Here is a 24,629-nt window from a genome sequence, read left to right as displayed (position 1 = left end):
GAGCACTCCGCCGCTTCGCGACTCCGGATCAAGGATCGCAATCCCGCCCGGCCTAAAGGCCGGGATTCCCTGCGAAGAACAAGGGATGGAGCGCCTGGGCGCCCGCAGCCGGTTCGAGTTCGGCGTCCGGGCAGTCCAGCGCGGGTGGCTGCCCGCCGGGCAGGCGACGCCGTGACGGTGCGCCAGCTCTGCCCGGGGCGGTAGCGGCTCATCCGTTCGAGCGGGTGTCGTACCGTCAGATCATGCTGCTCAGCGGGCTATCTTCGTGCCCGTGACCGGCAACGACGCGGTCCTGGCTCTGGTGGTCGCCACCGCGCTGGGATTCGACTTCACCAACGGATTCCATGACACCGGCAACGCGATGGCGACCTCGATCGTGACCGGAGCCCTCCCCCCACGGGTCGCGGTGGCCGTCTCGGCGGTGCTGAACCTGGCGGGCGCGTTCCTGTCCACGGCCGTGGCGGCGACCATCGCCAGCGGCCTGGTGCAGAGCCACGCCGTCACGCTGACGGTGGTGATGGCGGGCCTGACGGGCAGCATCCTGTGGAACCTGGCGACCTGGTACCTCGGGATCCCGTCCAGTTCCTCGCACGCGCTGATCGGCGGCGTGATCGGGGCCACGATGGCGGCGGCCGGCTCGTCGGCGATCAAGTGGCAGGGCGTGGTGGCCAAGGTGATCGTGCCCGCCGCGCTGTCGCCGGTGATCGCCGGCGCGGTGTCGGCGCTCGGGACGTACCTGGTCTACCGGCTCACCATCGGCATGCGCGAGGGCCCCAAGGGCCACGGCTTCCGGATCGGCCAGATCGGCTCGGCCTCCATGGTGTCGCTGGCCCACGGGACCAACGACGCGCAGAAGACCATGGGCGTGATCACCCTGGCGCTGATCGCCAACGGCACCCTGCACGCCGGGGCGAAATCCCCGGACTGGGTGATCGCCTCCTGCGCGGTGGCGATCGCGCTGGGCACCTACATCGGCGGCTGGCGGGTCATCAGGGCGCTCGGCAAGGGCCTGGTGGAGATCGAGCCGCCGCAGGGGATGGCCGCGGAATCGGCTTCCGCCGCGGTGATCCTCGCCTCCACCAACTTCGGCTACTCGCTCTCCACCACCCATGTGGCGACCGGGTCGATCCTGGGCTCGGGGGTGGGAAAGAAGGGTGCCGAGGTCCGCTGGCACATCGCCCGCCGGATGGTGGCGGCCTGGCTGCTCACGCTGCCCGCCGCGGCCCTGGTCGGCGCCGTCGCCTACTGGGTCGCGCACGGCATCGGCGGGACGGGCGGGGTGGTGGTGATCTTCATCGTCCTGGTGCTCGCCTCGATCGCCTTCTTCGTCGCCTCCCGCCACCCGGCCGTCACGCCGGAGAACGTCAATGCCGCGTGGACCGGAACGGTCGTCCCGGCAGCCGAGCACGACAAGGCGGCCTCGTGAACCAGTGGATCAACCTCCACGCGCTGTGGAAGATCGTCGTCGTCGGCGCCCTGACCGGCGCCGGCCTGCCCGCGGTCTTCGCGCTCGGCCTGCGCGCCCTGAGCCCGCCGGACCGCGCGGGCGCCGGCGAGCGGGCCGCAGCTCCCCGCTCCGGTGGCCCGGTCGGCTATGCCGTCGCCGTCCTGTGCTTCGCGGTCGTGCTCGCCGCGATCGGCTGGGGCATCTCGGTCATCGTCAAGCACAGCTGACCAGGTGACCGGGCCACTGCTCGAAGGCAGCGGCCCGGTCACCCGGTCACGCACTCACTCGGTCACGCACTCCTCGGTCGAGCAGTCACCCGGTCACGGGTAGCTGACCACGTTCGACGGCGTGGTCGAGGTGCCCGAGGTCGGGGCACCGGTGTTGTCCACCACGTGGTTGTACTGGCCCATCCCGCCCAGCGAGACCACCAAGGCGTCGTGCAGCTTCACGCCCGGGGTGGTCGGGACCTCGAAGCCGTGGTCCATCACGATGGTCGGGTCGGTGGTGAAGTTGCAGTAGCTGCCGACGCCCCAGGCCTCGTGGGTGGTCACGGTGTCGTCCACCTTGTAGGCCGCGTAGCCGCGCGTCGAACCGTTCTGCACCGCGGCCTGGTTGGGCGCGTCGTAGGCGATCTCGTTCTGGAAGAAGATCGTCCGGCCCCGCTCGCCGCTCCACTCCACGTCGTACTTCTCGAAGTGCTCGACGAACAGGCCGGTGCCCAGCACGTCGTTGCCCTTCACCACCAGGCCGTAGTCGGCCGGGTTGACGGTCCAGCCCACCCCCGTGCCGTGGTCGGCCCGCCAGATCCAGGTGTGGTCGACGATGGTGTTGTTGCTGTCCACCTCGACCGCGGTGCCGGCCAGGCCGGCGCCCGCTCCGCCGACCCGGACGAAGACGTCCTGCATGCTGGTCGGGTCCGCGCTGTGGTCGGCGGTGCCGCCCGGCCGGCCGATCCGCAGCAGGGTCGGGGACTTGACGGTGCCCGCGTCGATCAGCAGGCCGGCCAGCTTGACGCCGTTCACGTCGGCGACCTGCACGGCCGTCACCCCGTTGTCCGGGACGATGGTGGCCAGGCCCAGGCCGAGCACCACGGTGTCCGGCCGGGTCACGTTGATCGCCTGGTCCACGTGGTAGACGCCGGGCGTGAAGAGCAGGTTGAGGCCCTGGGCCAGCGCCTGGTTGATGGTGGCCGCGGTGGCACCGGGCTTGACCACGTAGAACTGGCTCAGCGGCAGCGAGCTGCCCGGGGTGGCGCCGTTCGCCCAGCTGACCCCGCTCGCGTTGGTGCGCAGCGAGGGCACGAAGACCTGGTAGTTGCCGCCGGAGTCCTGGTACAGGAAGGGCTTCTCGCGCGACTCGGGGGTGGTGGCCAGCGTGGTGTACACCGGGTTCGGGAAGGACTGGGCCGGCGCGCCCTGGACCCCGGAGAAGACCTGGTTCCAGACCCCGTTGGTGAAGCCGCCGATCGAGCTGTCCCGGGTGTACCACTGCTGCTGCGAGTAGTTGCCCACGGTGCCGTCGACCTTGCTGTCGGCGATGTACCCGCCGGAGGCCCAGCCGTAGCCGTTGGGCGCCAGGTTGAGGCCGCCCATGACGTGCATCCGGCGGAACGGCGCGGCCTGGGCGACCGCCCAGCGGTCGGTGCCGCTGACCGGGCTGAGCGAGAGGTTCTCCGCCGAGCGCCAGAAGTTCTGCGTGGCGTTGCCGTTGAACCAGCCCGCGTCCACGGTGACATCACCGTTGATGTGGGTGTCGTCGGGGTTCAGGCCCAGGCCCGCGATCGAGGTGTAGAAGCCGATCTGGGCGTTCAGGCCGCTGTAGTTGCCGGGCTTGAAGAAGAACGCGTACCGGCCGGTGCCGAACTGGGCGCTCTCCTGCTGCTTGAAGACGTTGTCCAGGCTGGCCTGGATGCTGGTGCTGCTCATCGACGGGTCGAAGACGATGACGTTGGGGCCCAGGTCGCCGCCGCCCTGCACCGGCGGGACCGAGGAGCCGAGCGTGTGCACCGACAGCCCGTAGAGCGAGTAGCCGTAGCCGGTGCCCCGGGCGGTGCCGTTCATCCGCAGGTAGCGGCCGGAGCCGGCCACGTTGAGCGTCTCGGTGCCGCCCGCGCCGCTGGTGGTGGAGTAGATCGTGGTCCAGTTCACCGCGTCGTCGGAGGTCTGGATCTGGTACGCCTTGCCGTACGCGGCCTCCCAGTTGAGCACCACCTGGCAGACCTGCTGGGTGCTGCCGAGGTCGACCTGGAGCCACTGCGGGTCGCTGAAGGCGCTGGCCCAACGGGTCGTCAGGTCACCGTCCACCGCCGCCGAGGCGGGGGTGCCGGCGTTCTCGGTGGAGGAGGCGGTGGCGGTCTTGCCCTGCGCCACGTCGGCGGTGCCGCAGCTGGAACTGCTCGACGGGTTGCCGTAGACCTGGAACTCGTAGAGCGAGTAGCCGTACTGGGTGGCCCGGGCGGTGCCGTTCATCCGCACGTAGCGGCCGGTGCCGGCCACGGTCAGCGTCTCGACGCCGCCCGCGCCGGTGGTGGTGGAGTAGACGGTGGTCCAGTTGACCCCGTCGGCGGAGGTCTGGATCTGGTAGGCCTTGCCGTACGCGGCTTCCCAGTTGAGCACCACCTTGTCGATGGTGGCGGAGGCGCCGAGGTCGACCTGGAGCCACTGGGGGTCGCTGAAGGCGCTGGACCAGCGGGTGGTGGTGTCACCGTCCACCGCCGCCGAGGCGGGGGAGCCGGCGTTCTCGGTGGAGGAGGCGGTGGCGGCCTTGCCCTGCGAGAGCAGGACGTCGGTGGCCGCGACGGCGGTGGTCGCGGTGGCCAGGGCGGCCGGCAGTGCGAGCGCACCGCCGCCGGAGAGCAGGGCCAGGCTGAGGAGGAGGGCGCTGCCGCGTCGTCCGACGGCGGCTCGGCCTCCTCGACTGACGGCGGCGGGGCGTGCTGAAGCGAGCCTCATGGGGCTTCTCCTGCAAAGGGGGTGGGGTGGGGGGAGTGAGGGTGGGAAGCCGGGCACGGGATGAGGGAGCGCACCGCCCCGTAACTTCATGGCGTGATTTAACGGGTGAGAAAAGCCCCCGTCAACCCCCCGCGCAGCATTGCGCCTTCCTTCGTCCCCTCCGCCAACTCCCCGCCGGAGGTCAGGAAGCGGCTCAGCGGCAGGGTCGCCGCACCGGTCGTGACGGCCTCCGGGCCCAGGCTGGAGAGCCCGATGACGGTCTGTTCGCGCGGGAAGCTGAGCGCGTACCGGGTGGCCGCGTCCTGCACCATCGGCAGCAGGTAGGGCCCCAGCAGCGAGCCCGCCCAGCCGCCGATCACCACCCGCTCGGGGTTGAACAGGTTGATCAGGTCGGCGATCGCCGCGCCGAAGTACTCGGCCGCCTCGGCGAGCAGCTCGACCGCGTCCGCCCGGCCGGCCCGAGCCGCCGTCAGCAGCTCGGTCAGCCCGGCCTTCTCGCTGCCGCCGGGCGCACCCTGCCCCCACCGCTCGACCAGCGCCTCGGCCCCCACGTACGCCTCCAGGCAGCCGCGCGCCCCGCACCGGCACAGCCGCCCGCCGACGTGCACCTTGGTGTGCCCCCACTCCCCCGCGCTGCTGGTGGCGCCGCGGAACCGCACCCCGTCGGCGATCACGCAGGCGCCCACGCCGGAGCCGAACAGCGCCACCACCGCGTGCTGCGCCCCGCGGCCCGCACCGAACCACATCTCGGCCTGGCCCAGCGTCTTGGCGCCGTTGTCCACGAAGAGCGGCAGCTCGGTGCCGGCCCGCAGCAGCCGCCCGAGCGGCACCGCGTCCCAGCCCACCGTCGGCCCGTGCACCACCACCCCGGCACCGCCCGGCAGTTCGCCCTGGTCCACCACGCCGGGCACGCCGATGCCGACGCCGAGCACGGTCTGCGGCGCCACCCCGGTGGCGGCCAGCACCTCGGCCAGCCCGGTGAGGATGAGTTCGACCACGTGGTCCACGTCGTGCCCGCAGTCGGAGAGCGGGTAATCGCTGGCGGCCAGTTCGGTCAGCGCCAGGTCGAACAGCGCCACCCGGACCTGGGTCTCCCCCACGTCCACCCCCACCAGGTGCCCGAGCCCGGGCCGCACCCGCAGCAGGATCCGCGGCCGGCCGCCGTCCGACTCCACCGAGCCGCACTCCTCCACCAGCTGGTCGGCCAGTAGCTCGCCGACCACGTTGCTGATCGATCCGGCACTCAGCCCACTACTGCGTCCCAACTCCTGACGACTCAACGGCCCGTCGAAGTACAGGTGGCGCAGCAACGTGGCCCGGTTGCCTCGCCGCAGGTCACGCACGGTCTGATTGCCCTGCTTTGCCATCCGGTGCTCCCTCCTCCCGGTCAATCCTGCCTTGCGCAAGGTCTTGACGCCAGGTTTTCTCACACGTTAAATCACGCCATGAAGTTACGGGCCCGACAAGCTCCGTGGCTCTCCAGCAGCGACCCTCACCCCTCGTTCCCGCACCCCAGCCCGAGAGGGGCCCACCCATGCGAACCCACCGCCTCCCCGCCACCCTCGCCCTGACCGCCGCACTCGCACTCACCGCGACCGCCTGCGGTGGCGGCTCCAGCACCAGCGGCAGCTCCAACACCAGCCCCAAGACCCTCACCTACTGGGCCTCCAACCAGGGCAGCAGCCTGGAGAACGACAAGCAGGTCCTGGAGCCCGAGCTGAGAAAGTTCGAGCAGCAGACCGGGATCAAGGTCAACCTCGAGGTGATCCCGTGGTCCGACCTGCTCAACCGGATCCTGGCCGCCACCGCCTCCGGCCAGGGCCCCGACGTGCTCAACATCGGCAACACCTGGTCCGCCTCGCTGCAGGCCACCGGCGCGCTGCTCCCGTTCGACCAGGCCGCCTTCGACAAGATCGGCGGCAAGGACCGGTTCCTGCCCGCCACCATCGCCTCGGCCGGCGCCGCCGGCAAGGACCCGGCCGCGGTCCCGCTCTACTCGATGGCCTACGGCCTGTACTACAACAAGAAGCTCTTCCAGGCCGCCGGAATCGCGCAACCGCCCACCACCTGGGACGAGTTCGTGGCCGACGGGAAGAAGCTCACCACCGGCTCGCAGTACGGCGTGGCGATCGAGGGCGGCAACGTCTCGGAGAACGTGCACAACGCCTTCATGCTCGGCCAGCAGCACGGCACCGGCTTCTTCGACGCCGCCGGCAAGCCGCAGTTCGACAGCCCGGCGGCGGTCGCCGCGGTCAAGCAGTACGTGGACTTCATCGCCGCCGACAAGATCGCCGCCCCCGGCAACGCCGAGTACGCGGCCAACCAGTCGGTCACCGACTTCGCCACCGGCAAGGCCGCGATGCTGATGTGGCAGTCGGCCGGCGCCAACCTCAAGTCGCACGGCATGAACCCGGACGACTACGGCGTGGTGCCGATCCCCGCCCCGGCCGGCGCCACCGGCACCCAGGCGGTCACCTCGATGGTGGCCGGCATCAACCTGGCCGTCTTCAAGAACACCAAGAACCTCGACGGTGCGCTGAACTTCGTGAAGTTCATGACCAGCGACGAGGAGCAGAAGCAGCTCAACGGCACCTACGGCTCGCTGCCCCCGGTCAAGGCCGCCCAGTCCGACCCGGCCTTCGGCACCCCGGAGCTCAAGACCCTGGCCGGCGTGCTGCAGAACAGCGCCGCTCCGCTGCCCCAGGTGGCCGGCGAGAGCCAGTTCGAGACCCTGATCGGCACCGCGGTGAAGAACCTGCTCGCCGCTGCCGCCGCCGGCCAGCCGGTCACCGACGCCTCCGTGAAGGCCGAACTGACCAAGGCCCAGCAGCAGATGCCGGCCAGCTGACGCGATGAAGCAGCCACGACGGTCCACGGGCCGCACCGCACTCCCCTACCTGCTCCTGCTGCCCGCGCTCGCCGTGGAGCTGCTGATCCACCTGGTCCCGATGGTCACCGGGATCGTGATGAGCTTCAAGCAACTGACCCAGTTCTACATCCGCGACTGGTCCACGGCCCCCTGGTCGGGCCTGGCCAACTACCGGATGGCGGTGGACTTCCACGCCCCGGTCGGCCAGGCCCTGCTGAACTCCTTCTGGGTGACCTGCACCTTCACCCTGCTCTCGGTGGGCCTGTCCTGGCTGATCGGCACGACTGCGGCGATCATGACCCAGGACACCTTCCGCGGCCGCGGCCTGCTGCGGGCGGCCTTCCTGCTGCCCTACGCGCTGCCGGTCTTCGCCGCGGTGATCACCTGGTCGTTCATGTTCCAGCGGGACACCGGGCTGGTCAACCACGTGCTGCACGACCAGCTCCACCTGGTGAAGGACAAGCCGTTCTGGCTGATCGGGGACAACAGCTTCTGGGCCCTGCTCACCGTCTCGGTCTGGAAGTCCTGGCCGTTCGCCTTCCTCACCCTGACCGCCGGGCTGCAGAACATCCCGCGCGAGCTGTACGAGGCGGCCGCGATCGACGGGGCCGGGATCCGCCAGCAGATCCGCCGGATCACCCTGCCCTCGCTGCGACCGGTGAACCAGGTGCTGCTGCTGGTCCTGTTCCTGTGGACCTTCAACGACTTCAACACCCCGTTCGTGCTGTTCGGGAAGGCGGCCCCGAAGGCCGCCGACCTGATCTCCATCCACATCTACCAGAGCTCCTTCGTCACCTGGAACTTCGGCGCCGGCTCGGCGATGTCCGTGCTGCTGCTGCTCTTCCTGCTGCTGGTGACCTCCGTCTACCTGTTCGCCACCACCCGCCGCAGGGGCGCCGATGATTAACCCGCCCGCCTCCTTCCGCTGGCTGCGCCGCGCCGTGCTGCTGCTGCTCCTGGTCTTCACGCTCACCCCGGTGGCCGTGATGCTGAGCTCCTCGCTCAAGCCGCTGCAGGACGTCCAGGGGCCCTGGCGCTGGGTGCCCAGCCACCTGACCCTGCGTCCGTACGTGGACATCTGGTCCACCGTGCCGCTGGCCCGCTACTTCACCAACTCGCTGATCGTGGCGGGCAGCGCCACCGCGCTCTCGGTGCTGATCGCGATACTGGCCGGCTACGCGGTCAGCCGCTACCGCTTCCGCGGCCGGCGGCTGTTCACCGTCACGGTGCTCTCCACCCAGATGTTCCCCGGCATCCTGTTCCTGCTGCCGCTCTTCCTGATCTTCGTCAACATCGGCAACTCCACCGGGGTGGCGCTGTACGGCAGCCGCGGCGGCCTGATCCTCACCTACCTGACCTTCTCGCTGCCGTTCTCGATCTGGATGCTGGTCGGGTACTTCGACTCGATCCCGCGCGACCTGGACGAGGCGGCCGCGGTGGACGGCTGCGGGCCGGTCCGCACCCTGCTGCGGATCGTGGTCCCGGCCGCGATCCCCGGCATCGTCGCGGTGGCCGTGTACGCCTTCATGACGGCCTGGGGCGAGGTGCTGTTCGCCTCGGTGATGACCAACGACGAGACCCGCACCCTCGCTGTCGGCCTGCAGGGCTACGCCACCCAGACCGACGTGTACTGGAACCAGGTGATGGCCGCCTCACTGGTCGTCAGCATCCCCGTGGTGGCCGGCTTCCTGCTGCTGCAGCGCTACCTGGTGGCCGGGCTGACCGCCGGAGCCGTGAAGTGACGAACCCGAACCCCCACCACCCCGCCCACGAAAGGCCTTCCGTGACAGACCTCGACGCGCTGCCGCCCGACTTCCGGTGGGGCGCGGCGACCGCCGCCTACCAGATCGAAGGGGCCGCGAGCGAGGACGGCCGGGCCCCGTCCATCTGGGACACCTTCTCGCACACCCCGGGGAAGGTGGCCAACGGGGACACCGGCGACACCGCCTGCGACCACTACCACCGCTGGCCCCAGGACCTCGACCTGGCCCGCCGGCTGGGCCTGGACGCCTACCGGTTCTCGATCGCCTGGCCCCGGGTGGTCCCGCTGGCCGACGGCACCGTGAACCCCGCCGGCCTCGCCTTCTACGACCGGCTGGTGGACGCCGTGCTGGAACGCGGGATGACCCCGTTCCCCACCCTCTACCACTGGGACCTGCCGCAGGCCCAGCAGGACCGCGGCGGCTGGCCCGAGCGGGCCACCGCCGAGCGGTTCGCCGAGTACGCCGCGGTGGTGGCTGAGAAGCTCGGCGACCGGGTGCAGGACTGGTGCACCCTCAACGAGCCGCTCTGCTCCTCCTGGCTGGGCCACCTGGAAGGGACCATGGCCCCCGGCCGGCGCGACCTGACCGCGGCCGTGCGCACCTCGTACCACCTGCACCTGGGCCACGGCCTGGCGGTGCGGGCGCTGCGCGCGGCGGTGCCCGGCGCCCGGATCGGCATCGTCAACAACCTCAGCAGCATCGAGCCGGCCAGTGACTCGCCGGCCGACCTGGCCGCCGCCCGGCGGGCCGACGGGCACATCAACCGCTGGTGGCTGGACCCGGTGCTGGGCCGCGGCTACCCGCAGGACATGGTCGACCTCTACGGGGTCGAACTACCGGTCCAGGACGGCGACCTGGAGCTGATCGGGGCGCCGCTGGACTGGGTCGGGCTGAACTACTACTTCCGCCAGATCGTCGCCGACGACCCGGCCGGCCCGGTGCCGCGGTTCCGCCAGCTGCCCGGGCCCAACCCCGAGCGCACCGCGATGGACTGGGAGGTGCACGCCCCGGGCCTGGAGGAGCTGCTGCTGCGGCTGACCGAGGAGTACGGGGTGCGCAGGCTCTACGTCACCGAGAACGGCGCCGCCTACCGGGACACCGTCACCGCCGACGGCCGGGTGGAGGACGCCGAGCGCACCGCCTACCTGGAGCAGCACCTGGCGGCCTGCGCCCGCGCGGTGGCCAAGGGCGCGCCGCTGGCCGGCTACTTCGCCTGGTCGCTGCTGGACAACTTCGAGTGGGCGTACGGCTACGACAAGCGGTTCGGCCTGGTCCACGTGGACTACGAGACCCAGCGCCGCACCGTCAAGCGCAGCGGCCACCGGTACGCCGAACTGATCAGCGCGCACCGGGCGCGCTGACTCCCCCGCAGGGGCTACTCCTTGGGTGCCTCGGGCTCCTCGATGAAGTCGATCTTCTTGAACCGGGAGTTCATCGACTTCAGCAGGAACCAGGTGGCCACGCCGAGCACGGCGAAGACCACGAAGCCCAGCAGGCCGGGGGTGACCTTGGCGTCGTCCACCGCGAGGGTCGCGGCGGCCTGGGAGAGGTACACGGGAGCGCTCATGCCTCCATGGTGACCCCGCTGCCCGGCGATCAACGCACCGGGGTGGGGTGTGTCGGGTCCGGGCCGCTCAACAGCGGCCCGGACCAGGCACCTGCGCTACTTGGGCTCGCCGGCCAGGCTGACCGCGCGCAGGCCGGCGAACAGGTCGCTCTCCGGCAGGTCGGTGTCGACCAGCGAGCGGGCCAGCTCGTAGTCCTCGGTCGGCCAGACCTCGCGCTGCACGTCCAGCGGGACGCGGAACCACGGGCCGTCCGGGTCGATCTGGGTGGCGTGCGCGATCAGCGCCGCGTCCCGGGTCGGGAAGTAGTCGGCGCACTCCACCCGGGTGGTGATCTCGCGCTCGGTGCGCCCGCTCTTCTCCCAGCCGGCGATCCACTCGCCGTACGGGGAGTCGTGCCCGTGCTCGCTCAGGTAGGCGTGCAGGGCGCGGATGCGGCCCATCGGGAAGCCGTGGTTGTAGTACAGCTTCAGCGGCTGCCAGGGCTCGCCGGCCTGCGGGTAGGCGTCCGGGTCCCCGGCCGCGTCGAACGCGTGCATGGTGATCTTGTGGGTCATGATGTGGTCGGGGTGCGGGTAGCCGCCGTTCTCGTCGTAGGTGGTGATCACCTGCGGCTTGAACTCGCGGATCAGCCGGACCAGCGGCTCGGCCGCCGCCTCGACCTCCTGCAGCGCGAAGCAGCCCTCCGGCAGCGGCGGCAGCGGGTCCCCCTCCGGCAGGCCGGAGTCGACGAAACCGAGCCAGGCCTGCTCGACCCCGAGGATCTCGCGCGCCCGGTCCATCTCCTTGCGCCGGACCTCGTGGATGTTCTCCTCGATCTCCGGCTTGCCCTGGAGCTTCGGGTTGAGCACAGAGCCGCGCTCCCCGCCGGTGCAGGTGGCCACCAGCACCTCCACGCCCTGGGCGACGTACATGGCCATGGTGGCCGCACCCTTGCTGGACTCGTCGTCCGGGTGCGCGTGCACCGCCATCAGCCGCAACTGCTCAGTCAACGCCTGGTTCCTTCCGGGAATGTCCGGGCTCGCCATGGTGGGGCTCGGCTGCGAGCCCTCGGTCAGGGCTCAGCTTCGGGGCGCTCAGCGCCGCCCCCCTATAGTGACGGACTGGAAGCCCCGCACATTCCCGAGGACTGATCCGGATGACCGCCAGCAGCGAGACCAGCCCCAGCGCCCCGCCCCGGGGCCGCTACGGCGGCCGCAGCGACGCCCAGGCGGACCGCACCCTCAAGCGGGTCGGCGCGGTGCTCGGGGTGCTGCTGATCGCCCTGGTGGCCTGGCTCGGCGGCTCGTACCTGCTGAAGGCGAGCAAGCTCAGCGGCACCGTGCCCGAGTTCCAGGTCGTCTCGGACACCGAGGTGCAGGCCCAGCTCTCGGTCACCAAGAGCGCCGGCACGGCCGGCAGCTGCACGATCCGCTCGCAGTCCGCCGACGGCACGGTGGTCGGCCAGCTGGACGTCCCGGTGCCCGGGGACGGCACCAGCTTCGTCAAGGTGGTCACCATCCGCACCACCGCCCGGGGCACCACCGCCGAACTGCTGGGCTGTACGCCCACGAAGTAGCCCCCCGAGCAGCCCGGACGCGGCATGACCGGCCCGTCCAGCGGGCAGTCCTCTTCAAACAGACCGTTAACGCGCCGCCAACGGCACTCCCATCGGCGGCCTGAGGTTGTTAGGCTCGTGGTTTCGCCCCTTCCGGCCCGAAGAACTCCGGAAGCGGGCGTTCCTTTGTAGTAACCCCCAGTGGTTGCCCGCAAGCAGTACCCGATGCAGCATCGCCCAGCACCGACGAGGAGCTCCCGTGACCCAGACCAGCGAGAACGTGACCTGGCTCACTCAATCCGGCTACGACAAGCTCAAGGACGAGCTGGATCACCTGACCGGCCCCGCCCGCTCCGAGATCACCCAGAAGATCGAGCAGGCGCGCGAGGAGGGCGACCTCAAGGAGAACGCCGGCTACCACGCCGCCCGCGAGGAGCAGGGCAAGATGGAGCTGCGGATCCGCCAGCTCACCCAGCTGCTGGAGCGCGCCCAGGTCGGCGAGGCCCCCGCCGACTCCGGCGTGGTGGCTCCCGGCATGGTCGTGACGGTCGCCTTCGACGGCGACCTGGACGACACCATGGTCTTCCTGCTCGGCTCGCGCGAGGTGGCCGGCGACGACCTGGACGTCTACTCGCCGCAGTCGCCGCTCGGCCAGGCGATCAACGGCAAGAAGGTCGACGAGGACGCCACCTACGAGCTGCCGAACGGCAAGAAGGCCACGGTCAAGATCGTGGCCGCCAAGCCGTACAGCGGCTGACACCGGCTGCCAAGCACGCGCAGGGCCCCGCACCGGTCGGTGCGGGGCCCTGCGCGTGCCCGGGGTCAGCCGGCCGCCGAGCGGTACTTGCGCACCGAGAGCCAGGAGAAGAGCGCCAGCACGATCAGCGAGGAGACGATCGACACCCCGTAGGCGTGCTGCATCGGCCAGGCCTTGTCCACCGGCCCGATCTGGTTGCCGAACAGGTTGCGGCAGGCCTGCACGGTGGCGCTGAACGGGTTCCAGTAGGCGACCGGCTGCAGCCAGCCCGGCATGCTGGAGATCGGCACGAAGGCGTTGGAGATGAAGGTCAGCGGGAAGAGCCAGATCAGCCCCGCCGAGGTGGCCGCCTCGGGGCTGCGCACCGACAGGCCGATCAGCGCCCCGATCCAGGAGAAGGCGTAGCCCAGCAGCAGCAGGAGCGCGAAGGCGGCCAGCATCCGCAGGACCCCGTTGTGGATCCGCCAGCCCACCGCGAGCGCCACCAGGGCCAGCACCAGCAGGGTGAACGCGGTCTGCACCAGGTCCGCCAGGGTCCGCCCCACCAGCACCGCCGAGCGGGTCATCGGCAGCGAGCGGAACCGGTCCACCAGCCCCTTGGTCATGTCCTCCGCGATGCCGGCCGAGGCGCCGGCCACCGCGAAGGTGACGGTCTGGGCGAAGATGCCGGCCATCAGGAACTGCGTGTAGATGTTCGAGCTGGCCCCGGCCATCGGGATGGTGATCGCGCCGCCCATCACGTACGAGAAGAGCAGGACGAACATCACCGGCTGCATCAGGCCGAAGACCACGATCTCCGGGATCCGGGTCATCCGGCGCAGGTTCCGCCTGGCCACCACCCAGGAGTCGTGCGCCATCGCGGCCAGGCCCCGGCGCTGGCGCGGGACCGCCCCGCCGATCGCGTGTTCGGTGGCAGTGGTCATCGCTTCGCCTCCGCGTCCTCGCCGCCGCCGGCCCTCTCGTTCTCCTCGGCCTCGCCGGACGTGACGTGCCCGGTCAGCGAGAGGAAGACGTCGTCCAGGGTCGGGCGGCGCAGCCCGATGTCGTCGATGGTGATCCGGCGCGAGTCCAGCTCGCGGATCACGTCGGCCAGCACCCGGGCGCCGCCGCTGACCGGGATGGTGATCTTCCGGGTGTTGCGCTCCACGCTCGGGTCGCCCACCGCGAAGCTCTTGAGCGCCTCGACCGCGGTCTCGATCAGCGCCCGGTCGTGCACCACCAGCTCCACCCGCTCGCCGCCGATCTGCGCCTTGAGCTGGTCGGCGGTGCCCCGGGCGATCACCCGGCCGTGGTCCACCACCGCGATGTCGTGGGCCAGCCGGTCGGCCTCCTCCAGGTACTGGGTGGTGAGCAGCAGGGTGGTGCCCTGCTCGACCAGGGTCTCGATCACCTCCCAGAGCGCGAGGCGGTTGCGCGGGTCCAGCCCGGTGGTCGGCTCGTCCAGGAACATCACCGGCGGGCGCACCACCAGGGCGGCGGCCAGGTCGAGGCGGCGGCGCATGCCGCCGGAGTACGTCTTGGCGGTGCGGTCGGCGGCCTCGTCGAGGTTGAACCACTCGAGCAACTCGTCCGCCCTGGCCTTGGCCGCCCGACCGGTCATCTGGTAGAGCTCGCCGACCATCTGCAGGTTCTCACGGCCCGTCAGGTACTCGTCCACCGCGGCGTACTGGCCGGACAGGCCGATCAGGCTGCGCACCCGGTTGGGGTGCTTGAGCACGTCCACCCCGGCCACCGTGGCGCGGCCGGAGTCGGGCCGCAGCAGCGTGGTCAGCACCCGGACCATGGTGGTCTTGCCGGCGCCGTTGGGGCCCAGCAGGCCCAAAACGGTGCCCTCCGGGACGTCCAGGCTCACGCCGTCCAGCGCACGCACGTCACCGAAGGTCTTGACCAGGTTCTCTGCTTGGATCGCTGGGGCCATGGGGGCTCTCCTCGAAGCGGATGGCGCGCTTCGTTCGAACCTAGCGCGAGAGCGCACCGCCCGCATCACCCGTCCCGGCCCGCCGGGGGCCGGGCGCTCCGGCGGTGCGGAGCGCCCGGCTGACGGTCAGTTCAACGCCCGGGCCAGGTCGGCCACCAGGTCGTCGGCGGACTCGATGCCCACCGAGACCCGGACCAGGTCGGCCGGGACCTCGAGCAGCGAGCCGGCCACCGAAGCGTGGGTCATCCGGCCCGGGTGCTCGATCAGCGACTCCACGCCGCCCAGCGACTCGCCCAGGGTGAACAGCTTGGCGCGGTTGCAGACCTCGACGGCCGCCTGCTCGCCGCCCTCGACCCGGAACGAGACCATGCCGCCGAAGGCCTTCATCTGCTTGGCCGCCACCTCGTGGTTGGCGTGCGTGGCCAGTCCCGGGTAGAAGATCTGGGTCACCTTGGGGTGGCGGGAGAGCAGCGCGACGATCTGCTCGGCGTTGGAGCTGTGCCGGTCCATCCGCACGCCCAGGGTCTTGATGCCGCGCAGCACCAGCCAGGCGTCGAACGGGCCGGACACCGCGCCCATCGCGTTCTGGTGGTAGGCCAGCTCCTCGCCCAGGCCCGCGTCGGCCGCCACCAGCGCGCCGCCGACCACGTCCGAGTGGCCGCCCATGTACTTGGTGGTGGAGTGCACCACCACGTCCGCGCCGAGGGCGAGCGGCTGCTGGAGGTAGGGGCTGGCGAAGGTGTTGTCGACCACCAGCAGGGCGCCGGCGGAGTGCGCGATCTGGGCCACCGCGGCGATGTCGGTGATGCCGAGCAGCGGGTTGGAGGGGGTCTCCACCCAGACCGCCTTGGTGGTCGGCTTGAGGGCCGCGCGCACCTGCTCCGGGTGCTGGGTGTCGGCTACGTCGAAGCTCACGCCCCAGCGGGAGAGCACCTTGCTGAAGAGTCTGAAGGTGCCGCCGTAGGCGTCGTTGGGGATCACGATGTGGTCGCCCGGTGCCAGGATCGTCCGCAGCAGGGTGTCCTCGGCGGCCAGGCCGGAGGCGAAGGCCAGCCCGCGCTGCCCGCCCTCCAGCGCCGCCAGGCACTCCTCCAGCGCGGTGCGGGTGGGGTTCGCCGAGCGGCTGTACTCGTAGCCGCCGCGCAGCCCGCCGACGCCGTCCTGCTTGTACGTGGAGACCTGGTAGATCGGCGGGACGACCGCCCCGGTACGGGGGTCCGCTTCCTGCCCCGCGTGGATGGCGAGGGTCTCGAAGCCCTGAGGGTGCTGGTGCTCAGTCATACGCCTGAGACTAGTGCCAGCGTGGAATCCCGGGACCGCTCGGCACGTTCTCCAGACATGCTGTTCGACCGCCGTCACAAGACCCAGCTCATCAGCGCCGACCAGGCCCTTCCCGGCCGGCCGGTGCCCGCCTTCACCCTCACCGAGCCGCACACCGTCCTGGGCACCCCGCTCACCGGGCCCTACCCGGCCGGCCTGGAGGTCGCGGACTTCGGCCTGGGCTGCTTCTGGGGCGCCGAGCGCGCCTTCTGGCAGCTGCCCGGCGTGTGGACCACCCTGGTCGGCTACCAGGGCGGGTACACCCCCAACCCGACGTACGAGGAGGTCTGCTCGGGCCTGACCGGCCACGCCGAGGTGGTCCGCGTCGTCTTCGACCCGGCCGTCCTGCCGTACGCCGCCCTGCTCAAGACCTTCTGGGAGTCCCACGACCCCACCCAGGGCCACCGCCAGGGCAACGACGTGGGCACCCAGTACCGCTCCGCGATCTACACCCACTCCCCCGCCCAGCAGTCCGAGGCCCTGGCCACCCGCGACGCCTTCCAGCCCGCCCTGACCGCCCTCGGCCACGGCTCCGTCACCACCGAGATCGCCCCCGCCCCCGCCTTCCACCCTGCGGAGCCCTACCACCAGCAGTACCTGTCCGACAGCAAGAACCCCAACGGCTACTGCGGCCTGTCCGGCACCGGTGCCTCCTGCCCGATCGGCATCGCCAAGACCGACGGCTGACAGCCCGGCGCCGCGCGCGGCAGTCGCCCTGCCCTCCGAGCCGTCGGCCCGGCACGGGACGAGGAAAGAGCGCGCCAACAATGGACGTACCGCCTGACGATGCGCCGTCAGGCGGTACGGGGAGACGAGGCGAGGGGACTACTCGACCTCGAACTCGAAGCTGTCCTCCTCCGGGTCGAAGGCGACCTGCGCCGACTCCCAGGTGGCCTGGGTCAGCTCGACGCCGGGCACGTCGCCGAGCAGCGCGACCGGGTCGATGAAGTGGGCGAGCGAGCCCGACGGGTCCAGCTCGATCGCCTCGACGGACTGGGCGCGCTCCTCGTCGTCCAGGTACTCGTCGGCCTGGACCTGGGCGAGCGCGGCGCCCTTCAGCGCGCCCTCGTCGGTGATCTCGGCGATCAGCTCGATGCTGAGCCGCACGTAGCGGGGCGCGTCGGGGTCGGTGGTGATGTCTTCGGTGCTGGTCATGGGGCGAAGCGTAGGCGAGAACCGTGCCGTTTCGCGAAGTTGGCCCGGCACGGGCGAGGGCCGGCCCCGAAGACCGGGGCCGGCCCTGCCGGTGCGCCGCCTTGCTCCCCCACCCGGGAGCTGCGGAGCCGCGCCACGAGGGCGCGAGGTGCCGTGGGAGCCGCCGCACCCTGGCCCACGGGCCAGGGGCGGGACGACGACGACCCCCACGAGGGGCCCCTCCGACCACCCATGGCGGAGGGAGACACAGGCGACCGGGTCAGGACCGGTCCGTGTGTCCGGACGGTTGCCGTGATCGGGGAGCCGCTCCCGGTCACCACCACCGTCCCGCTCGGCGTCTTGCCGTGACCACTACGATGCCCGGCTCGTGTTAACCAGGTGCTGCACCGGCGTGACGCCGGTGTACCAGTTCCTCGGGAAACGAACGACCAGCTGAAACACAGTCAGCGAGACCGGCCGGGCCCGGGCTCAGTGCCCGGCCCGCCCGGCCATGAAGGCGAGCAGGTCCTGGCGGGTCACGATGCCCTGCGGCTTGCCGTCGATCAGCACCACCGCGGCGTCCGCCTGCTCCAGCACCGTCATCAGACCGGTCACCGACCCGCCCGAGCCGACCACCGGCAGCGGGCGCGACATGTGCTGCTCCAGCAGGTCGGTCAGCTGCGCGCCGCCACTGAACAGCGCCGCCAGCAGGTCGCGCTCGGCCACCGAGCCGATCACCTCGCCGGCCATGATGTCCGGGTGCCCGGCGCCCGGCGAGACCACCGGCATCTGCGAGACGCCGAAGTCGCGCAGCACCTGCACCGCCTCGCCGACCGTCTCGCCCGGGTGCATGTGGACGAACTGCGGGATGCCCTCGTGCTCGATCGCGTCCTTGCGGGCCAGCACCTCGCCGATGGTGGCCTCGTCCGCGGCGGTGGGCAGGAAGCCGTAGTCGGCCATCCAGTCGTCGTTGAAGATCTTCGACAGGTAGCCGCGGCCGCCGTCCGGCAGCAGCACCACCACGACGTCGTCGGGGCCGAGCCTGCGGGCCACCTCCAGCGCGGCCACCACGGCCATCCCGCAGGAGCCGCCGACCAGCAGGCCCTCCTCCTTGGCCAGGCGGCGGGTCATCTGGAACGAGTCCTTGTCCGAGACCGCCACGATCTCGTCCGCCACGCTGCGGTCGTAGGCGGTGGGCCAGAAGTCCTCACCGACGCCCTCGACCAGGTAGGGCCGCCCGGTGCCGCCGGAGTAGACCGAGCCCTCCGGGTCGGCGCCGATCACCTGCACCCGGCCGCCGGAGGCGTCCTTCAGGTACCGGCCGGTGCCGGAGATGGTGCCGCCGGTGCCCACGCCCGCCACGAAGTGGGTGATCTTCCCCTCGGTCTGCTCCCACAGCTCGGGGCCGGTGGAGTGGTAGTGCGAGGCGGGGTTCTCCGGGTTGGAGTACTGGTCCGGCTTCCAGGCGTTCGGGGTCTCACGGACCAGCCGGTCGGAGACGTTGTAGTAGGAGTCCGGGTGCTCCGGGGCGACCGCGGTCGGGCAGACCACGACCTCGGCGCCGTACGCCCGGAGCGTGTTGATCTTGTCGGTCGACACCTTGTCCGGGCAGACGAAGATGCACTTGTAGCCCTTCTGCTGGGCCACGATCGCCAGGCCCACCCCGGTGTTGCCCGAGGTCGGCTCGACGATGGTGCCGCCGGGCTTGAGCGCGCCCGAGGCCTCGGCCGCCTCGATCATGCGCAGCGCGATCCGGTCCTTGACCGAGCCCCCGGGGTTGAAGTACTCGACCTTCGCCAGCACGGTGGCCGAGATCCCCTCGGCGACCTTGCTGAGCTTCACCAGGGGGGTGTCACCGACCAGCTCGATGATCGAATTGTGGTACCGCACGGGGGTCCTCCCGGTCTGTGGCCATGTCAGTTCTTTCGGTGGTCCAAGCCTATGGCGCCAGATGGCCGATGCCCTCCGGTAGCACCCCGGTGTCCAGGGGTATGCACGCAGCGGGAGTGCGAACGACACTTCCCACCGTTGAACAGACAGGTGTTTGTACAGTCAGGCGTGGAACGGGCAGGCAGGACAGCGCACGCGAAGGGGGTCGTCCGATGCCGGGAGCGCAGCAATCGAGGGCCAGGGTCGCCCGCCGGATCGCCACCGCGGCGGCCTACGGCGGGGGCGGCCTCGGCCTGCTGGGGGGGGGCCTGGCCGGTGTGCTGATCACCGAGAGCCGACTGGCGATCCGGGCCGTCGGGGTGCTGGAGGGCGCCCCGCCGAAGGCCGACGGCCTGTACGGCGACGCGTTCGCCGACCCCGCGCTGGACGGGGAGCAGCCGCTGGTGCTCGCCTTCCTCGGTGACTCCACCGCGGCCGGCCTCGGGGTGCGCCGGGCCCGCGAGACCCCGGGGGCGCTGCTGGCCGCTGGCCTGGCCTCGGTGGCCGAGCGCCGGGTGTCGCTGGTCAACGTGGCGGTCTCCGGCGCCCGCTCGCACGACCTGGCCCGCCAGGTGCGCCTGGTCGTGGAGGCCCGCCCGGACGTCGCGGTGATCATGATCGGGGCGAACGACGTCACCCGGCACACCCCGCCGGCCCAGGCGGTGCGGCTGCTCGGCGAGGCGGTGCGCGACCTGCGCGCGTTCGGCTGCCAGGTGGTCGTCGGCACCTGCCCCGACCTGGGCACGATCAAGCCGGTCCACCCGCCGCTGCGCTGGGTGGCCCGCCGGGTCAGCCGGCAGCTGGCGGCGGCGCAGACCATCGCGGTGGTGGAGGCCGGCGGGCGGACCGTGTCGCTGGGTTCGCTGCTCGGCCCGGAGTTCGCGGCCCGCCCGGAGATGTTCGCCTCGGACCGCTTCCACCCCTCCGCCCAGGGCTACGCGACCGCCGCGATGGCGGTGCTGCCGAGCGTCTGCGCCGCGCTGGACCTGTGGCCCGAGGTGGCCGAGGAGGAGCCGGCCCGGCGCGAGGCGGTGCTGCCGATGGCGGTGGCGGCGGCCACCGCGGCCGGCAGCTCCGGCACCGAGGTGGCCTCGGCCACCGACGGGGCGGGCGGGCGGCGCTGGGCCCTGGTCAAGCACCGGCTGCGGCTGGGACTGCCCACCCCGGACGAACCCGCGCCCGGGGTGCCCGCCGGCGCGGAGGCCTCCGGACGGGCGGCGTCGGCCACCTCACACGCGGAGGCAGGTGACGGGCGCCCTACTTGGGAGTAACTTCCTCTCTGTTGCGTCGGAGAGTCCGCAAAGGAGCCGTCATGCCCGAAGCCGTCATTGTCAGCACCGCCCGTTCGCCGATCGGCCGCGCCTTCAAGGGCTCGCTCAAGGACGTGCGCCCGGACGACCTGACCGCGCACGTCATCCAGGCCGCGCTGGCCAAGGTCCCGCAGCTGGACCCGCGCCAGATCGAGGACCTGATGCTGGGCTGCGGCCTGCCCGGCGGCGAGCAGGGCCACAACCTGGCCCGGATCGTCGCGGTGCAGATGGGCATGGACTACCTGCCCGGCACCACCATCACCCGCTACTGCTCCTCCTCGCTGCAGACGACCCGGATGGCACTGCACGCGATCAAGGCCGGCGAGGGCGACGTCTTCATCTCGGCCGGCGTGGAGACCGTCTCGCGGTCGGTCAACGGCACCTCGGACGGCATGCCGCACACCCAGAACCCGCTTTTCGACGCGGCGGTGGCGCGCACCGCCAAGCGCGCCGAGGAGGGCACCGGCGAGGCCGGCTGGCACGACCCGCGCGAGGACGGCCTGCTGCCCGACGCCTACATCGCGATGGGCCAGACCGCGGAGAACCTGGCCGCGCTCAAGGGCGTCACCCGGGCCGACCAGGACGAGTTCGGCGTCCGCTCGCAGAACCTGGCCGAGGCCGCGATCAAGGCCGGCTTCTGGGAGCGCGAGATCACCCCGGTCACGCTGCCGGACGGCACCGTGGTCAGCACCGACGACGGCCCGCGGGCCGGTGTGACGCTGGAGGCGGTGCAGGGCCTCAAGCCGGTCTTCCGCCCGGACGGCACGGTGACCGCGGGCAACTGCTGCCCGCTGAACGACGGCGCGGCCGCCCTGGTGATCATGTCCGACATCAAGGCGCGCGAGCTGGGCATCACGCCGCTGGCCCGGGTGGTCTCCACCGGCGTCTCGGCGCTCTCCCCGGAGATCATGGGCTACGGCCCGGTGGAGGCCTCCCGCCAGGCGCTGCAGCGGGCCGGGCTGACCATCGGCGACATCGACCTGGTGGAGATCAACGAGGCCTTCGCGGCCCAGGTGATCCCGTCCTACCGCGACCTGGGCGTCGACCTGGACAAGCTGAACGTGAACGGCGGCGCCATCGCCGTCGGCCACCCCTTCGGCATGACCGGCGCCCGGATCACCACCACTCTGATCAACTCGCTGCAGTGGCACGACAAGCAGTTCGGTCTGGAGACCATGTGCGTGGGCGGCGGCCAGGGCATGGCGATGGTGATCGAGCGGCTGAGCTGAGCCGAGCCGAGTCGGCTCCGGCTGATTCTCACTCTGCGTAGTCGAGGGCTGGTCCATACCACCGGGTACGGACCGGCCCTCGACCCGTTCCCCGGAGCGCCGATCGCCACCCCCCGGGGTCGACCAACTGCGCAGCGTACACCAGGGACCAATGGGGTTTTCGGACAATGACGAACGTCACGGACAAAACGGACATCTTCCCCTGCGGCACCAGCCGCCCATGCGGCAGGGTGGAGACGTTCCCCCGTTCCACTCCGCGCAAGGAGTACGTTCCGTGAGCGCCGTGTATGTCACCCTGCTGCTGGTCCTGATCGCCGCCACGACCACCGTGCTGCTCCAGTTGCGGGGCCTGCGGCGCAAGTTGGCCGAGGCCCCGGCCAGTTCCGTGGACGAAGCGGCGATACGCCGCGCCGTGACCGAGGCGCTGGCCGCCGACCGGGAGCGGGAGATCAGCGAGGCGCGCGCGTTCTGGGCCGAGCAGGAGGCCCGGGCGGCCGAGGACGACCCGCTGCTGGACACCCCGCTGAACGACGCCTGGGGCGACGGCGAGCTCGGCCACGGCCTCAGCGGCCTGCAGGGCCTGGGCCCGGTGGAGAACTGGCCGGTCTTCTTCCCGCGCCCCACCGGCCCGGCCGAGGCCGCCGACAACGCCGGCACCATGGACCCGGCCTTCGGCGACGCACTGCGCTCGGCGCTGGAGGAGATGATCAACGACAGTGGCCCGCTGCCCGCCGGCGGCGGCCACCCGAGCGCCCCGGGCGCCCCCGGCCAGGGTGGCGAGGGCGACCAGCGGGCCCGCCGCGACGCCGACCTGGCCGCCACCGGCCTGGAGGCCGGCCTGCTCGACCCGGCCCCGGAGACCGCCACCGAGCCGGCCCCCGCGCCCGACCCGCGCCGCCACCCCTCGCACCCGGACTTCGTGCCCAGCCCCACCCCCTCGCGCGAGTGGACCGACACCCGGCTCACCATGCTGGCCGAGGACCGGATAGCGCTGACCGACGTGCGCCCGGGCCCGCTGGGGACCCTGGACGTGTACGCCTTCGCCGACGGCACCACGCTCTGCGTGGCCCCCGGCGACCGGGAGGCGGCCTACCGGCTGATCGACGCGGTGCGGGCCGGCGAGGACGTACGGCTGCTGGGCGGCTCGCGGTTCTCCGGCTCCTACTCGCTGACCTTCTCCACCGACGAGGAGACCGTCTACGTGCTGGCCGACCGGGTGGTGGCGAGCATCTGACACACCGTGGGGGAACGCCGGAGCTAGGAACAGCTCACGGACACGGCGCCCACCGCCGCGACCGCCTCCGCCAGGAGGTCGGCCGCAGTGCGGTGGGCGCCGTCGCGCGTCGCGATCCGGGCCTGCGGCTCCAACGGGCCCAGCGCGGCCACCAGGTCGTGCCCGGCCACCGCCAGCTGGTCCCCGACCGCGAAGGCGCCCGCCTCGGGGATCTCTCGGGGCGGCCCGGCCGGCCCGAACTCCACCAGCTGCGCGGTGGCGGCCAGTTCCCGGGCCAGCGCGAGCGCGGCGGCCGCCCTGGAGCGGTGGCCCTCGACCGCGCCGAGCAGCCGGCTCTGCGGCATGGCCCGGAACCGGTCGGCCAACGCGTCCACCGCGTCCTGCAGGTCGAGCACGTCGAACATCACTGACATGGCGAAGAGCCTAGAGCGTTTCCTCCGACAACCTGACCGTCAGTCGTCGCCGCGCAGGATCGCGATCAGGCGCAGCATCTCCAGGTAGATCCAGACCAGCGAGAGGGTCAGGCCGAAGGCCGAGCGCCAGGCCTCCTCGCGCGGGGCGCCGCGGCGGATCGCGTCCTGGACGGCGGCGAAGTCCAGCGACAGGAAGAAGGCGCCCAGGCCCACCCCGAGCAGGCCGACCACGATGCCCAGCGGGCCGGAGTCCAGGCCCAGCGAGGCGCCGAACAGCGAGGCCACCAGGTTGACCAGGAGCAGCAGCACGAAGCCGAGGGCGACCGCCAGCCCGATCCGGGCGTACCGCGCCGTCACCTTGATCCAGCCCGCCCGGTAGGCGAGCAGCATCCCGGCGAAGACCGCCGCGGTGCCCAGCACCGCCTGCGCCGCGATGCCCGGCCACAGCGCGTTCAGCGCCTTGGTGGTCGCGCCCAGGAAGAAGCCCTCCAGGCCCGCGTAGAGCAGCACCAGGGCGGGGTTGGCGCGCCGCTTGAAGCTCAGCGCCAGGCCGACGCCGAAGGCGGCCAGTGCGGCCAGCCCGGCGATCCCGTAGGCCGCCGCGGGCAGTGCGATCCAGGCGGCGGCGCCGGCCACGACCAGCACCAGCAGGCTCAGCGCGGTGCTGGTCACCACGTCGTCCATGGTCAGCCGGCCGGTGGCGGCCGGGCCCGCGGCGGGGGCGCGGTACAGCTCCGCGAGTTGCTCGGCGGTCAGGTCCTGGGCCGTCGCGTCCTGGTAGCGGGAACGGCCGGGCTGCTGCCCGTACGGCCCCTGCGAGAAGACCGGATTGCTGCTGCGCATGCTGTTCCTCCCGGGGCAGCACGGCGCCGCCCACGAGAGCAAGGGTAATGGGTTGGCAAAGCGATGGCCCAGAGGCCACCAAGCGTGGTGCCCGGAGCCGGACTCGAACCGGCACGACCTTACGGCCAAGCAGTTTTAAGCTGCCCGTGTCTGCGTTCCACCATCCGGGCCGGGAGCGCCGCCCCCGATCGAGGGCCACCCCTGAGCCTAGTCGTCCCGATCCCTCTCGCGCATGTTCCCAGCCGGGGAAGTTGTCATGTTTCCTTGCCATCTGACGAACTGTCCGTGATTCGGCCAGCCGGGAACGCCTTCCGGCCATCAGGGTCGGCGTCATACCGCAGGAGGAGACGACGGCCGCCGGTATGGCACTGCGGTCGACGGCCCAACCGTCCGCCGGAGCGACGAAACCG

At 71.6% G+C, this 24,629-nt stretch carries 23 protein-coding genes and 1 tRNA gene; 12 read left to right on the top strand and 12 right to left on the bottom strand.

Annotated elements, in window-relative coordinates; genetic code table 11:
- The first annotated feature begins 271 nt into the window (after positions 1–271).
- The gene (locus C7C46_RS10500; RefSeq protein WP_110668148.1) at positions 272–1,426 is read left to right on the top strand and encodes an inorganic phosphate transporter; all 1,155 of its coding nucleotides are present in this window, start codon (positions 272–274) and stop codon (positions 1,424–1,426) included.
- The gene (locus C7C46_RS10495) at positions 1,423–1,674 is read left to right on the top strand and encodes a hypothetical protein (RefSeq protein WP_110668146.1); all 252 of its coding nucleotides are present in this window, start codon (positions 1,423–1,425) and stop codon (positions 1,672–1,674) included. The genes C7C46_RS10500 and C7C46_RS10495 overlap by 4 nt, the downstream gene beginning before the upstream one ends.
- 93 nt (positions 1,675–1,767) lie before the next feature.
- On the opposite strand, the gene C7C46_RS10490 is transcribed toward C7C46_RS10495, so the two are convergent.
- Positions 1,768–4,311 (bottom strand): discoidin domain-containing protein, encoded by a 2,544-nt coding sequence (locus C7C46_RS10490; RefSeq protein WP_245984335.1) that lies wholly within the window; start codon positions 4,309–4,311, stop codon positions 1,768–1,770.
- 185 nt (positions 4,312–4,496) lie between these two features.
- A complete protein-coding gene (locus tag C7C46_RS10485) occupies positions 4,497–5,765 on the bottom strand; it encodes an ROK family transcriptional regulator (protein WP_110668142.1) in 1,269 nt (422 codons plus the stop codon).
- 167 nt (positions 5,766–5,932) lie between these two features.
- On the opposite strand from C7C46_RS10485, the gene C7C46_RS10480 reads away from it, so the two are divergent.
- The 4 genes from C7C46_RS10480 to C7C46_RS10465 are packed head-to-tail and all read left to right on the top strand — an operon-like array spanning position 5,933 to position 10,391.
- On the top strand, positions 5,933–7,246 hold the full coding sequence (locus C7C46_RS10480; protein ID WP_110668140.1) for an ABC transporter substrate-binding protein: 1,314 nt from the start codon (positions 5,933–5,935) through the stop codon (positions 7,244–7,246).
- 4 nt (positions 7,247–7,250) lie between these two features.
- Positions 7,251–8,174 carry a carbohydrate ABC transporter permease gene (locus C7C46_RS10475; protein WP_110668138.1) on the top strand — a complete coding sequence of 308 codons (924 nt, stop codon included), beginning with the start codon at positions 7,251–7,253 and terminating at the stop codon, positions 8,172–8,174.
- The gene (locus C7C46_RS10470) at positions 8,167–9,009 is read left to right on the top strand and encodes a carbohydrate ABC transporter permease (RefSeq protein WP_110668136.1); all 843 of its coding nucleotides are present in this window, start codon (positions 8,167–8,169) and stop codon (positions 9,007–9,009) included. The genes C7C46_RS10475 and C7C46_RS10470 overlap by 8 nt, the downstream gene beginning before the upstream one ends.
- A 41-nt stretch (positions 9,010–9,050) precedes the next feature.
- Positions 9,051–10,391 carry a GH1 family beta-glucosidase gene (locus C7C46_RS10465; RefSeq protein WP_110668133.1) on the top strand — a complete coding sequence of 447 codons (1,341 nt, stop codon included), beginning with the start codon at positions 9,051–9,053 and terminating at the stop codon, positions 10,389–10,391.
- 14 nt (positions 10,392–10,405) lie between these two features.
- Here the strand turns inward: C7C46_RS10465 and C7C46_RS10460 are convergent, their stop codons facing one another.
- Entirely contained in the window at positions 10,406–10,597 is a 192-nt protein-coding gene (locus C7C46_RS10460) for a hypothetical protein (protein ID WP_110668132.1), read from the bottom strand.
- 96 nt (positions 10,598–10,693) lie between these two features.
- Positions 10,694–11,587 (bottom strand): mycothiol conjugate amidase Mca, encoded by an 894-nt coding sequence (mca, locus tag C7C46_RS10455; protein WP_110668130.1) that lies wholly within the window; start codon positions 11,585–11,587, stop codon positions 10,694–10,696.
- 146 nt (positions 11,588–11,733) lie between these two features.
- Here mca and C7C46_RS10450 point away from each other — a divergent pair, with 146 nt between their 5' ends.
- Together C7C46_RS10450 and greA are read left to right on the top strand one after the other, a co-directional pair.
- Positions 11,734–12,153 carry a DUF4307 domain-containing protein gene (locus tag C7C46_RS10450; RefSeq protein ID WP_110668128.1) on the top strand — a complete coding sequence of 140 codons (420 nt, stop codon included), beginning with the start codon at positions 11,734–11,736 and terminating at the stop codon, positions 12,151–12,153.
- A gap of 238 nt (positions 12,154–12,391) precedes the next feature.
- Complete coding sequence (gene greA, locus C7C46_RS10445; RefSeq protein WP_110668126.1) at positions 12,392–12,889, top strand: transcription elongation factor GreA; 498 nt, start codon at positions 12,392–12,394, stop codon at positions 12,887–12,889.
- A 65-nt stretch (positions 12,890–12,954) separates the two neighbouring features.
- Here greA and C7C46_RS10440 read toward each other — a convergent pair whose 3' ends face one another.
- The 3 genes from C7C46_RS10440 to C7C46_RS10430 form a co-directional block, all read right to left on the bottom strand.
- Positions 12,955–13,812 carry an ABC transporter permease gene (locus C7C46_RS10440; protein ID WP_110668125.1) on the bottom strand — a complete coding sequence of 286 codons (858 nt, stop codon included), beginning with the start codon at positions 13,810–13,812 and terminating at the stop codon, positions 12,955–12,957.
- On the bottom strand, positions 13,809–14,807 hold the full coding sequence (locus tag C7C46_RS10435; RefSeq protein ID WP_110668122.1) for an ATP-binding cassette domain-containing protein: 999 nt from the start codon (positions 14,805–14,807) through the stop codon (positions 13,809–13,811). Before C7C46_RS10435 ends, C7C46_RS10440 begins: the two co-directional genes overlap by 4 nt.
- Before the next feature lie 126 nt (positions 14,808–14,933).
- A complete protein-coding gene (locus tag C7C46_RS10430; RefSeq protein WP_110668120.1) occupies positions 14,934–16,088 on the bottom strand; it encodes a cystathionine gamma-synthase in 1,155 nt (384 codons plus the stop codon).
- Between the two features lie 57 nt (positions 16,089–16,145).
- Here C7C46_RS10430 and msrA point away from each other — a divergent pair, with 57 nt between their 5' ends.
- Entirely contained in the window at positions 16,146–16,814 is a 669-nt protein-coding gene (gene msrA / locus C7C46_RS10425) for a peptide-methionine (S)-S-oxide reductase MsrA (RefSeq protein ID WP_181442286.1), read from the top strand.
- Positions 16,815–16,952: 138 nt separating this feature from the next.
- Here the strand turns inward: msrA and C7C46_RS10420 are convergent, their stop codons facing one another.
- Both C7C46_RS10420 and C7C46_RS10415 read right to left on the bottom strand, forming a co-directional pair.
- Positions 16,953–17,282, bottom strand: a complete 330-nt coding sequence (locus C7C46_RS10420) for a hypothetical protein (RefSeq protein WP_110668118.1) — start codon at positions 17,280–17,282, stop codon at positions 16,953–16,955.
- Positions 17,283–17,750: 468 nt separating this feature from the next.
- Positions 17,751–19,151 carry a cystathionine beta-synthase gene (locus tag C7C46_RS10415; RefSeq protein WP_110668116.1) on the bottom strand — a complete coding sequence of 467 codons (1,401 nt, stop codon included), beginning with the start codon at positions 19,149–19,151 and terminating at the stop codon, positions 17,751–17,753.
- 212 nt (positions 19,152–19,363) lie between these two features.
- Here C7C46_RS10415 and C7C46_RS10410 point away from each other — a divergent pair, with 212 nt between their 5' ends.
- The 3 genes from C7C46_RS10410 to C7C46_RS10400 all read left to right on the top strand — a co-directional run bounded on the left by C7C46_RS10410 (position 19,364) and on the right by C7C46_RS10400 (position 22,963).
- On the top strand, positions 19,364–20,461 hold the full coding sequence (locus C7C46_RS10410) for an SGNH/GDSL hydrolase family protein (RefSeq protein WP_110668114.1): 1,098 nt from the start codon (positions 19,364–19,366) through the stop codon (positions 20,459–20,461).
- Positions 20,462–20,502: 41 nt separating this feature from the next.
- Positions 20,503–21,729, top strand: coding sequence for an acetyl-CoA C-acetyltransferase (locus tag C7C46_RS10405; protein ID WP_110668112.1), 1,227 nt, complete (start codon positions 20,503–20,505; stop codon positions 21,727–21,729).
- A 274-nt stretch (positions 21,730–22,003) separates the two neighbouring features.
- A complete protein-coding gene (locus tag C7C46_RS10400) occupies positions 22,004–22,963 on the top strand; it encodes a hypothetical protein (protein ID WP_245984327.1) in 960 nt (319 codons plus the stop codon).
- A gap of 23 nt (positions 22,964–22,986) precedes the next feature.
- Here the strand turns inward: C7C46_RS10400 and C7C46_RS10395 are convergent, their stop codons facing one another.
- The 3 genes from C7C46_RS10395 to C7C46_RS10385 form a co-directional block, all read right to left on the bottom strand.
- Positions 22,987–23,367 (bottom strand): hypothetical protein, encoded by a 381-nt coding sequence (locus C7C46_RS10395; RefSeq protein WP_110668108.1) that lies wholly within the window; start codon positions 23,365–23,367, stop codon positions 22,987–22,989.
- Positions 23,368–23,415: 48 nt separating this feature from the next.
- Positions 23,416–24,219, bottom strand: coding sequence for a Bax inhibitor-1/YccA family protein (locus tag C7C46_RS10390; protein WP_110668106.1), 804 nt, complete (start codon positions 24,217–24,219; stop codon positions 23,416–23,418).
- 85 nt (positions 24,220–24,304) lie between these two features.
- Positions 24,305–24,389: transfer RNA gene (locus tag C7C46_RS10385), tRNA-Leu, on the bottom strand.
- Positions 24,390–24,629: the final 240 nt, after the last annotated feature.

The sequence above is a fragment of the Streptomyces tateyamensis genome (assembly GCF_003205575.1).
GTDB classification, from domain to species: Bacteria; Actinomycetota; Actinomycetes; order Streptomycetales; family Streptomycetaceae; genus Kitasatospora; species Kitasatospora tateyamensis.
The sequence above is the reverse complement of the archived record's forward strand: the minus strand, read 5'-3'. Positions and strand labels throughout refer to the sequence as shown.

What these genes read in the sequence shown, in the direction of transcription:
- C7C46_RS10460 (WP_110668132.1), bottom strand. Translation starts at nt 10,597, where the DNA reads ATGAGCGCTCCCGTGTACCTCTCCCAGGCCGCCGCGACCCTCGCGGTG.
- C7C46_RS10450 (WP_110668128.1), top strand. Translation starts at nt 11,734, where the DNA reads ATGACCGCCAGCAGCGAGACCAGCCCCAGCGCCCCGCCCCGGGGCCGC.
- C7C46_RS10440 (WP_110668125.1), bottom strand. Translation starts at nt 13,812, where the DNA reads ATGACCACTGCCACCGAACACGCGATCGGCGGGGCGGTCCCGCGCCAG.
- C7C46_RS10485 (WP_110668142.1), bottom strand. Translation starts at nt 5,765, where the DNA reads ATGGCAAAGCAGGGCAATCAGACCGTGCGTGACCTGCGGCGAGGCAAC.
- C7C46_RS10430 (WP_110668120.1), bottom strand. Translation starts at nt 16,088, where the DNA reads ATGACTGAGCACCAGCACCCTCAGGGCTTCGAGACCCTCGCCATCCAC.
- C7C46_RS10470 (WP_110668136.1), top strand. Translation starts at nt 8,167, where the DNA reads ATGATTAACCCGCCCGCCTCCTTCCGCTGGCTGCGCCGCGCCGTGCTG.
- msrA (WP_181442286.1), top strand. Translation starts at nt 16,146, where the DNA reads ATGCTGTTCGACCGCCGTCACAAGACCCAGCTCATCAGCGCCGACCAG.
- C7C46_RS10475 (WP_110668138.1), top strand. Translation starts at nt 7,251, where the DNA reads ATGAAGCAGCCACGACGGTCCACGGGCCGCACCGCACTCCCCTACCTG.
- C7C46_RS10420 (WP_110668118.1), bottom strand. Translation starts at nt 17,282, where the DNA reads ATGACCAGCACCGAAGACATCACCACCGACCCCGACGCGCCCCGCTAC.
- C7C46_RS10480 (WP_110668140.1), top strand. Translation starts at nt 5,933, where the DNA reads ATGCGAACCCACCGCCTCCCCGCCACCCTCGCCCTGACCGCCGCACTC.
- C7C46_RS10390 (WP_110668106.1), bottom strand. Translation starts at nt 24,219, where the DNA reads ATGCGCAGCAGCAATCCGGTCTTCTCGCAGGGGCCGTACGGGCAGCAG.
- C7C46_RS10395 (WP_110668108.1), bottom strand. Translation starts at nt 23,367, where the DNA reads ATGTTCGACGTGCTCGACCTGCAGGACGCGGTGGACGCGTTGGCCGAC.
- C7C46_RS10435 (WP_110668122.1), bottom strand. Translation starts at nt 14,807, where the DNA reads ATGGCCCCAGCGATCCAAGCAGAGAACCTGGTCAAGACCTTCGGTGAC.
- C7C46_RS10410 (WP_110668114.1), top strand. Translation starts at nt 19,364, where the DNA reads ATGCCGGGAGCGCAGCAATCGAGGGCCAGGGTCGCCCGCCGGATCGCC.
- C7C46_RS10405 (WP_110668112.1), top strand. Translation starts at nt 20,503, where the DNA reads ATGCCCGAAGCCGTCATTGTCAGCACCGCCCGTTCGCCGATCGGCCGC.